Annotated in this window: 7 protein-coding genes; 5 read left to right on the top strand and 2 right to left on the bottom strand. The window is 69.0% G+C overall.

The window, feature by feature from the left end; all coding sequences use genetic code 11:
• Window positions 1-37 precede the first annotated feature (37 nt).
• Complete coding sequence (gene dnaE / locus ACFT4A_RS26390) at window positions 38-3580, bottom strand: DNA polymerase III subunit alpha (protein WP_382834250.1); 3543 nt, start codon at window positions 3578-3580, stop codon at window positions 38-40.
• 216 nt (window positions 3581-3796) lie between these two features.
• Here dnaE and ACFT4A_RS26385 point away from each other — a divergent pair, with 216 nt between their 5' ends.
• The 4 genes from ACFT4A_RS26385 to ACFT4A_RS26370 all read left to right on the top strand — a co-directional run bounded on the left by ACFT4A_RS26385 (window position 3797) and on the right by ACFT4A_RS26370 (window position 8595).
• Window positions 3797-5122, top strand: a complete 1326-nt coding sequence (locus ACFT4A_RS26385; RefSeq protein ID WP_382834247.1) for a DUF2252 domain-containing protein — start codon at window positions 3797-3799, stop codon at window positions 5120-5122.
• 60 nt (window positions 5123-5182) lie between these two features.
• Window positions 5183-5899 (top strand): hypothetical protein, encoded by a 717-nt coding sequence (locus tag ACFT4A_RS26380; protein WP_382834259.1) that lies wholly within the window; start codon window positions 5183-5185, stop codon window positions 5897-5899.
• Window positions 5900-6012: 113 nt separating this feature from the next.
• Entirely contained in the window at window positions 6013-6831 is an 819-nt protein-coding gene (locus ACFT4A_RS26375) for a thioredoxin domain-containing protein (protein WP_382834257.1), read from the top strand.
• Window positions 6832-6924: 93 nt separating this feature from the next.
• Window positions 6925-8595, top strand: coding sequence for an alkaline phosphatase D family protein (locus ACFT4A_RS26370; RefSeq protein WP_382834244.1), 1671 nt, complete (start codon window positions 6925-6927; stop codon window positions 8593-8595).
• Between the two features lie 18 nt (window positions 8596-8613).
• Here the strand turns inward: ACFT4A_RS26370 and ACFT4A_RS26365 are convergent, their stop codons facing one another.
• The gene (locus ACFT4A_RS26365) at window positions 8614-9183 is read right to left on the bottom strand and encodes a dienelactone hydrolase family protein (protein WP_382834241.1); all 570 of its coding nucleotides are present in this window, start codon (window positions 9181-9183) and stop codon (window positions 8614-8616) included.
• Between the two features lie 107 nt (window positions 9184-9290).
• On the opposite strand from ACFT4A_RS26365, the gene ACFT4A_RS26360 reads away from it, so the two are divergent.
• Window positions 9291-10427: a mechanosensitive ion channel family protein gene (locus ACFT4A_RS26360; RefSeq protein ID WP_382834238.1), complete on the top strand. Its 1137-nt coding sequence runs from the start codon at window positions 9291-9293 to the stop codon at window positions 10425-10427.
• Window positions 10428-10444: the final 17 nt, after the last annotated feature.

The raw sequence follows: 10444 nt of genomic DNA, 5'->3' as shown, positions 1-10444 counted from the left end.
CGGTACCGGGTACGCCCCTCACGCGCATCGAGAGCCCTCAGCCGGCCAGGCAGGACGGCCCGAGCAGCACCTTCAGGTCACCGAAGAGCGCCGGGTCCGGCTTCACCCGGTGCCGGTCCAGACGCAGCACGGTGGTCTTGGTCGGTCCCTGGAGCTTGATCCGGACCTCGCTGTCGCCCTTGTGGTGGCTGAGCACCTCGCCGAGACGGCTGACCAGCGGCGGGGTGACCCGGGTGGCCGGGATGGTGAGAATCACGGGCGCGTTGGTACCCGCGTTCGACAGGTCCGGGACCATCAGCTCCATCGCGACGAGCCGCGGCACGTCCTCGCGCTTGTCGAGGCGGCCCTTGACGAACACCACGGCGTCCTCGACCAGTTGGGTCGAGACGAGCTGGTAGGTCGCGGGGAAGAACATGCACTCGATCGAGCCGGCGAGGTCCTCGACGGTGGCGATGGCCCAGGCGTTGCCCTGCTTGGTCATCTTGCGCTGGAGGCCGGAGATGATGCCGCCGATGGTCACCACGGAACCGTCGGAATAGTCACCTCCGGTCAGCTGGGAGATACCCGCGTCGGCCTTGTCGGACAGGATGTGCTCCAGGCCGAACAGCGGGTGGTCGGAGACGTACAGACCGAGCATCTCCCGCTCCTGGGCGAGCAGATAGGTCTTGTCCCACTCGTCGGGGGAGAACTCCACGTCGAGCCCGAAGCCCGGCTCGCTGGTCTCGGCCGCCTCGCCCATGCCGCCGAAGAGGTCGAACTGGCCCTCGGCCTCCTTGCGCTTGACCGCCACCACGTTGTCGATCATCGGTTCGTAGTGCGCGGTCAGGCCCTTGCGGGTGTGGTTCATGGCGTCGAAGGCGCCGGCCTTGATCAGCGATTCGGTGGTGCGCTTGTTGCAGACCACCGCCTCCACCTTGTCCAGGTAGTCCGGGAAGGAGACGTACTTCCCCTTGGCCTTGCGGCACCTGATGATCGACTCGACGACGTTCGTGCCGACGTTGCGGACGGCGGAGAGGCCGAAGAGGATCACGTCGTCGCCCTGGGCGGCGAAGTTGGACATCGACTCGTTGACGTCCGGCGGGAGCACCTTGATGCCCATGCGGCGGCACTCGTTGAGGTAGACGGCCGACTTGTCCTTGTCGTCCTTCACCGAGGTGAGCAGGGCGGCCATGTACTCGGCGGGGTGGTTCGCCTTGAGGTACGCGGTCCAGTACGAGACCAGGCCGTACGCGGCGGAGTGCGCCTTGTTGAACGCGTAGCCGGCGAAGGGGACCAGCACGTCCCACAGGGCCTGGATGGCCTCGTCGCTGAAGCCCTTCTTGCGGGCGCCCTCCTGGAAGAGGACGAAGTTCTTCGCCAGTTCCTCGGGCTTCTTCTTGCCCATGACGCGGCGGAGGATGTCGGCCTCGCCGAGCGAGTAGCCGGCGATGATCTGGGCGGCCTTCTGCACCTGCTCCTGGTACACGATCAGGCCGTGGGTGACGTCCAGGACCTCCCTGAGGGGCTCTTCGAGCTCCTTGTGGATGGGCGTGATCTCCTGCTGGCCGTTCTTTCGAAGGGCGTAGTTCGTGTGGGAGTTCATGCCCATCGGGCCCGGGCGGTACAGGGCCGACACGGCGGAGATGTCTTCGAAGTTGTCCGGCTTCATCAGCCGGAGCAGGGAGCGCATCGGGCCGCCGTCGAACTGGAAGACGCCGAGGGTGTCGCCGCGCTGGAGCAGTTCGAAGGTCGTGGGGTCGTCGAGCGGGAGGCTCAGGAGGTCGATGTCGACCCCCTTGTTGGACTTCACCATCTTGACGGCGTCGTCCATGATCGTCAGGTTGCGCAGGCCGAGGAAGTCCATCTTCAGCAGGCCGAGCGACTCACAGCTCGGGTAGTCCCACTGGGTGATGGTGACCTTGTCCGTGTGCCTGACCCAGACGGGGACGTGGTCGGTGATCGTCTCGCTGGACATGATCACGCCGGCGGCGTGCACACCCATCTGGCGGACCAGGCCCTCGACGCCCTTGGCGGTGTCGATGACCTTCTTCACGTCCGGCTCGTTCTCGTACATCCCCCGGATCTCGCCCGCCTCCGAGTAGCGGGGGTGCTCGGGGTTGGTGATGCCGTCGAGGTTGATGCCCTTGCCGAGGACGTCGGCGGGCATGGCCTTGGTGAGGCGGTCGCCCATCGCGTACGGGTAGCCCAGCACGCGCGCGGAGTCCTTGATCGCGTTCTTGGCCTTGATGGTGCCGTAGGTGCCGATCATGGCGACCTTGTCGGCGCCGTACTTCTCCGTCACGTACCGGATCACCTCGACGCGCCGGCGCTCGTCGAAGTCGATGTCGACGTCGGGCATGGAGATGCGCTCGGGGTTGAGGAACCGCTCGAAGATCAGGCCGTGCGGGATGGGGTCGAGGTCGGTGATGCCGAGCGCGTAGGCGACGATCGAGCCGGCCGCGGAGCCTCGGCCGGGGCCGACCGCGATGCCCTGCTTCTTGGCCCACATGATGAAGTCGGCGACCACGAGGAAGTAGCCCGGGAAGCCCATCGAGATGATGGTGTCCATCTCGTACTCGACCTGCTTGATGCGGTCCTCCGGGATGCCGCCCGGGAAGCGGCGCTCCATGCCGCGCAGGGTCTCCTCGCGGAACCAGCTGACCTCCGTGTACCCATCGGGGATGTCGAACTTGGGCATGAGGTCGCGCTTCTCGAACATGCCCGTGGTGTCGACCATCTCGGCGACCAGCCGGGTGTTGGCGCAGCCCTCCTGCCAGGCGTCCGAGGAGTCGATGGCGTACATCTCGTCGGTGGACTTCAGGTAGTAGCCGGTGCCGTCGAACCGGAAGCGGTCGGGGTCGGAGAGGTTCTTGCCGGTCTGGATGCACAGCAGGGCGTCGTGGGCGGACGCCTCGTGCGAGTAGGTGTAGTGCGAGTCGTTGGTGACCAGCGGGGGGATGCCGAGCTTCTTGGAGATCTCCAGCAGGCCGTCGCGGACCCGGCGCTCGATCTCGATGCCGTGGTCCATCAGCTCCAGGAAGTAGCGCTCCTTGCCGAAGATGTCCTGGTAGTCGGCTGCGGCCTTGAGGGCCTCGTCGAAGTGGCCGAGGCGCAGCCGGGTCTGGACCTCGCCGGAGGGGCAGCCGGTGGAGGCGACGATGCCCTCGGACCACTGGGAGATGGTCTCCTTGTCCATCCGGGGCCACTTCTGGAGCCAGCCCTCCGCGTACGCGTCGGAGGACAGCCGGAAGATGTTGTGCAGGCCGGTGCTGTTCACCGCCCACATCGTCTTGTGGGTGTAACCACCGGAACCGGAGACGTCGTCCCGCTTCTGGTGCGGCTGGCCCCACTGGATCTTGCGCTTGTTGCGGCGGGACTCGGGCGCGACATACGCCTCGATGCCGATGATCGGCGTGACCCCGGCGTTCTGCGCCGTGTGGAAGAAGTCGTACGCCCCGTGGAGGTTGCCGTGGTCGGACATGGCGATGTGCGACATGCCCATCTCGTTGCACGCGTTGAACATGTCCTTCAGCCGCGCGGCACCGTCCAGCAGCGAGTACTGGGTGTGGACGTGCAGGTGCGTGAACGGCGGCTTTGACACGGCTTCGGCCTCCAGGGAGAGCATCGGTCGAACGGGGGTCCGGCAGGCTGCGCACAGTCTGGGGGACAGCGTCGAAGTCTATGCCTCGGCACTGACACTCCGAGGGCTGACCCGCGTACCTTCATGCGAGGGTCGCGGGCACTCCCGCGACCCGCCGCACGTTAGTCAAGGGGCGGAACTGCCGCCCTGAACATCTGCACCAGGAGGCACCCAGCGATGTCGTTCCCGCCGCTCGACGACGAGCACCGCGGCGAGGAGATCCTCGCCGTCTTCGACACCGCCTTCGGCCAGCTGCTGGCCGCCGACCCGGCCGCGTTCCGTGTGAAGTTCCGGAAGATGGCGGCCTCCGCCTTCGCCTTCTACCGGGGCACGGCGTGCCTCTTCTACAAGGACCTCGAGGCGGAGAAGCGGGGCGGGCCGTACCTGGACGAGCGCACCTCGCGCGTGTGGATCCACGGCGACCTGCACGCGGAGAACTTCGGCACGTACATGGACGCCAACGGCCGGCTGATCTTCAACGTCAACGACTTCGACGAGGCCTACGTCGGCCCCTTCACCTGGGACCTGAAGCGCTTCGCCGCGTCCATCGCGCTGATCGGGTACGCGAAGGCGCTCAGCGACGAGCAGATCTCCGAGCTGGTGACGATCTACGCGGTCGCCTACCGCGAGCGGATCCACGCCCTGGCCACGGGTGCGAAGAGCGACGAGGTGCCGCCGTTCACGCTGGACACCGCGCAGGGCCCGCTGCTGGACGCGCTGCGTGACGCCCGCTCGCTGACCCGGTTCGGCCTGCTGGAGTCGATGACGGAGATCCGCGACTTCGAGCGCCGCTTCGCGCCGGGCGGCGGCTCCGTCGAGCTGGACGCGGCCACCCGCTACAAGGTCCTCGCCGCCTTCGACGGCTACCTGGAGACGCTGCCGGACAGCTCGCTGGCCCGCCCGGACTCCTACCGCGTGAAGGACGTCGTCGGCCGGCGCGGCATCGGCATCGGCTCGGCGGGGCTGCCGTCGTACAACATCCTCCTGGAGGGCCACAGCGACGCCCTGGAGAACGATGTCGTGATCTACATCAAGCAGGCCCAGACCCCGGCCGTCTCCCGGCACATCACGGACCAGTCGATCCGCGACTACTTCCAGCACGAGGGGCACCGCACGGTCATCTCCCAGCGCGCCCTCCAGGCCCACGCCGACCCGTGGCTGGGCTGGACGGAGCTGGACGGCTCGGGCCAGCTGGTCGCCGAGGTCTCGCCGTACGCGGTGGATCTCGACTGGGGCGACATCGACGACCCGGAGGAGATCGCCCAGGTGGTGGCCGACCTCGGCCGGGCGACGGCCACGATGCACTCGGCGGCGGACGACCAGTCCGGGGAGTCCCTGGTTCCGTTCTCCACGGAGCGGGCCATCGACGCGGCGATCGCGGCCGACGAGGACGGCTTCCCACCGCTGCTGGTCGACTTCGCGCACGGCTACGGCGCACGCGCGCGTGCCGACCACCAGACCTTCGTGGACCTGTTCCGCAACGGCCGGATCCCGGGCCTGTAGCCGGGGCTTTTGCCATCCGCACCCTCACAGGCATCCTTTAGGGGTCCCTTACAGGCCCCCATGACAGACTCTCCCTTCGCTATGGACATATCCGGGATCCAGCTCAGAGCCGTACGCGCGGCGCTGTTCACGGCCGTGGTCGTGACGCTCAGCACCGCGTCGCACGTGCTGCTGTCCCAGGTCCCGCTGCCGATGGGCACGGTGGCCGCGGTCGCCGCCGTCGTGTTCGTGATCGCGTACACCCTGGCGGGCCGCGAGCGCTCCTCCGGGCGGATCGCGGCCCTGCTGATCCCGCTGGAACTGGCCGCCGACACGGTGTTCACCACAGGTCAGCACGCCTGCTACGGCAAGGCGGGCGGCCCGGTCGCGGGTCCCCTGCGTTCGGTCGGCCTGGACGTGCTGTGCGGGGGCGGCGAGGTCGGCACCCCGCTGGCCCGGATGGCCGGGGCCACCGGCACCGACCGGCTCGCGGCCGCGGTCGCGCACGCCGACCCGGCCACCGCCTGGCTGCTGCTCGGCGCGCACATCGGCGTCGGCCTGGTCGCCGCCGTCTGGCTGCGCCGCGGCGAGCGGGCCCTGGCCCAGCTGCTGCGGGCCGTGGCGGCCACGACCTTCCGGCCGCTGCTGCTGGCCGTCGCCGCGGTCGCGGTGGAGCGGGCTCCGGCCGGGCGGTGCCTGCCGTCGCGGGCCGCCGACCGCACGCCCACCGCCCGCGACCGGATCCTCACGTACTCCCTGGGACGGCGTGGACCGCCGTGCTCGCCCGCCTTCGTCTGAGGCGCTCCCGCACTTTCAGAGCTTTCGAGCCTTCGAGGTTTTCGAGCACAGGCAGTCCCCCCTACGCATTCCGCACACCCACGTGTGCGCGTCCCCTTACGGAGAACACCACCATGAGCAAGCGGAACACCCAGGCGGCGAAGACGGCGGCCCGCGAGCGGCTGCGCGCCGAGCGCGAGCGCGACGCCAAGCGCGCGAAGGTCAAGCGGCAGATCGTCGTCGCCTGCTCCATCGTCGGCGTCCTGGCGATAGCCGGCGGCATCGGCTACGCGGTCGTCCAGGCCAACAAGCCCAGCTACTGGGAGGGCCAGAAGGACGCCAAGGTCGTCACGCCGGCCAACACCACGGGCGCCAAGGGCACCACGGTCGTCATCGGCAAGGACTCGGCCAAGAAGACCCTGAAGGTCTACGAGGACCCGCGCTGCCCCGTGTGCGCCCAGTTCGAGCAGACCGTCGGTCCGACCGTGAAGAAGGACATCGACGACGGCAAGTACAAGATGCAGTTCATCGGCGCCACGTTCATCGACAACAAGGACAACGGCGAGGGCTCCAAGAACGCGCTGAGCGCACTGGGCGCCGCGCTGAACGTGAGCGACGACGCGTTCCTCGACTACAAGGCCGCGCTGTACTCGGCGAAGTACCACCCCGAGGAGACGACCGACGAGTTCAAGGACGACAGCTACCTCATCAAGGTCGCGAACACCGTCCCCGAGCTGAAGAACAACAAGAAGTTCCAGGACGCGGTCGAGAAGGGCACCTACGACGCCTGGGCGATGGCCATGTCGAAGACCTTCGACGACAACAAGGAAGGCGTGAAGGGCACGCCGGGCTTCGCCATGGACGGCAAGCAGCTCACCGCCGACAGCCAGGGCACGCCGCTGATGACCGTGGCCGACTTCAACAGGGTGGTCGGCGAGGCCCTCAAGAAGTGACGGCTGGTCCGGTACGGGCCACCGCGTGAAGAGCGGGCGAACTTTCCGGAGTTCGCCCGCTCTGGTGCATACTGATCAGTAACCTGATTGTCCGTGACCAGTCGATACAGATCATCGAAGACATCCGAGGGCCTCAACTCCCTCAACCCCCGCCGCCGTACGGTCGTCAAGGCCGCGGCGGCGACCGCTGTCCTGGCCGGGCCGCTCGCCGCCTCCCTGCCCGCGCGCGCCGCCGGCCAGGCTCCCGCCTTCCTGCACGGCGTCGCCTCCGGTGACCCGCTGCCGGACGGCGTCCTGCTGTGGACCCGCGTGACCCCCGTCCCGGAGGCCATACCGGGCTCCGGGCTGGGCCCGGACACCGAGGTGAGCTGGGTCGTCGCCGAGGACCGGGCGTTCACCACGATCGTCGCCAAGGGCTCGACCACCGCGACGGCCGCCTCCGACCACACGGTGAAGGCAGACATCCGGGGCCTCAGGCCCGCCACCGACTACTGGTTCCGCTTCTCCTCCGGCGGCACCGACTCCCCCGCCGCGCGCACCCGCACCGCCCCGGCCCTCGACGCGGCCGTCACGAACCTCCGCTTCGGCGTGGTCTCCTGCGCCAACTGGGAAGCCGGCTACTTCTCCTCGTACCGCCATCTCGCGGCCCGCGGCGACCTGGACGCCTGGCTGCACCTCGGCGACTACATCTACGAGTACGGCACCGGCGAGTACGGCACGCGGGGCACGGTCGTCCGCCCGCACGCCCCGGCCCACGAGATCGTCACGCTCGCCGACTACCGCATACGGCACGCGCGGTACAAGACCGACCCGGACCTCCAGGCCCTGCACACCACGGCCCCGGTCGTGGCGATCTGGGACGACCACGAGTTCGCCAACGACGCCTGGCCGGGCGGTGCCGAGAACCACACCGAGGGCACGGAGGGCGCCTGGTCCGCACGCCAGGCCGCCGCCAAGCAGGCCTACTTCGAGTGGATGCCGGTGCGTCCGGCGGTCGCGGGCACCACCTACCGCAGGCTGCGTTTCGGCAAGCTGGTCGACCTCTCGCTGCTGGACCTGCGGTCGTTCCGCTCGCAGCAGGTCAAGGTGGGCAACGGCGAGGTCGACGACCCGGACCGCACGCTCACCGGCCGCGCCCAGCTCGACTGGCTCAAGGCGGGACTGAAGGCGTCCGACACGACCTGGCGGCTGATCGGCAACTCGGTGATGATCTCGCCGTTCGCCATCGGCTCGCTCTCCGCCGATCTGCTGAAGCCCCTCGCCAAGCTGCTGGGCCTGCCGCAGGAGGGCCTGGCCCTCAACACCGACCAGTGGGACGGCTACACCGACGACCGCCGCGAGATCCTGGCCCACCTGCGCGCCAACGCGATCCGCAACACGGTCTTCCTCACCGGCGACATCCACATGGCCTGGGCCAACGACGTACCGGTGGACGCCGGCACGTACCCGCTGTCCCCGTCCGCCGCCACGGAGTTCGTCGTCACCTCGGTCACCTCGGACAACCTCGACGACATCGTCAAGGTCCCGGAGGGCACGGTCTCCGCGGTCGCCTCACCCGTGATCCGCGCCGCCAACCGCCACGTCCACTGGGTCGACACCGACCGCCACGGCTACGGCGTCCTGGACATCACGCCCGAGCGCGCCCAGATGGACTACTACGTCCTCTCCGACCGCGCGAACCGCGACGCCACCACCAAGTGGACCCGCTCCTACCGCACCCGCACCGGCACACAGAAACTCGAGCGGGTCTACGACCCGGTGTAACCCCCGGGATATCGCCGCCTACAGGCTGTCGAGGAAGCCGAGCGCCACCCGCCAGGTGGACTCGGCGGCCTCCTCGTCGTAGTCCGGGAGGTCGGGGTCGGTGTAGAGGTGGCCGGCCCCGGCGTAGCGGTAGACCTCGACGTCCGCGCCGGTGCGGCCCATCTGGAGGTACCAGGCGCTGAGCCAGTCGTCCGTCTCGAAGGGATCCGGCTCCGCCACGTGTAGCTGGACCGGCAGGTCGTCCGCCGTGGCGTCCGGCGCGATGTCCGACGTACCGTGCAGGAGCAGCAGCCCGCGCGCCTTGTCGTCGCCCAGGGCGAGGGTCTGGGCGATCGAGGCGCCGAGGGAGAATCCCGCGTACACCAGCCCGCGCTCGGAGTAGGGCGCGGCGGCCAGCACGGCCCGCTTCAGCAGCTCGTCCTTGCCGATCTTCTCCTGGTGCTCCATGCCCTCCTCGACCGCCTCGAACGTGCGCCCCTCGAAGAGGTCGGGCGTCCACACCTCGTGACCGGCCGTGCGCAGCCGGTCAGCGGCCTGGAGCACCGCGGGCCGCAGCCCCTGGGTCGAGTGAAAGAGCATGATGTTCATGAAGCCCATGGTGCCAGCCGGGTGTGACACCGCGAGATCGCGGCAGTACCCAGGACCGGACGGAAGTCACATGTTCATGCCTGCCGGTGGCCGGTTAGGTTCGGGGGATGGAGAACCTGCTACGACCGCTGATCGTGGTCGGTGGCTCGGTCTTGCTCACGCTCGTGATCGGCTGGGCCACCGACTTCCTGCTGCGCAAGGCCGACGAACGGCACCACGAGACCCAGCTCTGGGGTCTGCTCCGCCGCGGCCGTATCCCCTACCAGCTCGTGCTCTTCGCGGCCCTCCTGAGAGGGTCGTACGACGAGGCGGACCTGCTGGAGGACCACCGCGAGGGCCTCGGCCAGGCGCTGACACTGCTGCTCATCGGGTCGGCCGCCTGGCTGGTGATCCGTATCGCGGGGGCGATCGTCGAGACGTCCTACAGCCGGTACGCCAGCGCCCGGGCCCACCGCGACCCGGCCAGAGTCCGCCGCGTGCGCACCCAGGTGACGCTGATCATGCGGGTGGTGTCCGCGGTCGTCGGCGTGGTGGCCACGGCGAGCATGCTGCTGACGTTCCCGGCGTTCCGGGCGGCGGGCGCCTCACTGCTGGCCTCGGCCGGAATCCTCGGCATCGTCGCCGGTGTCGCCGCCCAGTCCACGCTGAGCAACATGTTCGCGGGGTTCCAGATCGCCTTCGGCGACATGGTGCGCATCGGGGACACCGTGGTGGTGGACGGCGAGTGGGGCACGGTCGAGGAGATCACGCTGACGTTCCTGACCGTCCACACCTGGGACGAGCGCCGGATCACCATGCCGGTCTCGTACTTCACGTCCAAGCCGTTCGAGAACTGGTCGCGCGGCACCCCGCAGATGACCGGCATCGTCTTCTGGCACGTCGACCACACGGCCCCCGTGGACGCGATGCGCGAGAAGCTCCGCGACATCCTGCGCGAGTGCCCGGCCTGGGACGGCCGCGCCTACAACCTGTGCGTCACGGACACCACCCCGAGCACCCTGCAGGTGCGGGCCCTGGTGACGGCCAAGGACGCCGACGACATCTGGACGGTGCGGGTCACGGTCCGCGAGGAGATGGTCCGCTGGCTGGCCGAGGAGCACCCGTACGCCCTCCCCCGGGTCAACACGGCGGACGCGCTCCTGCCGCCGTCCTGGAACGGGAACGGGAACGGCCACCGCCCCTCGCAGGACGGCGTCCCGCCCCAGCAGCGCCGCTACCACGGCTCGGCGAGGCCGGAGCGCTGACACGAGAGCCGGCGAAG

It is taken from the genome of Streptomyces sp. NPDC057099 (assembly GCF_042671245.1).
Taxonomy (GTDB): domain Bacteria; phylum Actinomycetota; class Actinomycetes; order Streptomycetales; family Streptomycetaceae; genus Streptomyces; species Streptomyces purpurascens.
The sequence above is the reverse complement of the archived record's forward strand: the minus strand, read 5'-3'. Positions and strand labels throughout refer to the sequence as shown.

Coding starts and splice junctions, on each gene's coding strand:
- ACFT4A_RS26385 (WP_382834247.1), top strand. CDS start 3,797: ATGTCGTTCCCGCCGCTCGACGACGAGCACCGCGGCGAGGAGATCCTC.
- ACFT4A_RS26380 (WP_382834259.1), top strand. CDS start 5,183: ATGACAGACTCTCCCTTCGCTATGGACATATCCGGGATCCAGCTCAGA.
- ACFT4A_RS26375 (WP_382834257.1), top strand. CDS start 6,013: ATGAGCAAGCGGAACACCCAGGCGGCGAAGACGGCGGCCCGCGAGCGG.
- ACFT4A_RS26365 (WP_382834241.1), bottom strand. CDS start 9,183: ATGAACATCATGCTCTTTCACTCGACCCAGGGGCTGCGGCCCGCGGTG.
- ACFT4A_RS26360 (WP_382834238.1), top strand. CDS start 9,291: ATGGAGAACCTGCTACGACCGCTGATCGTGGTCGGTGGCTCGGTCTTG.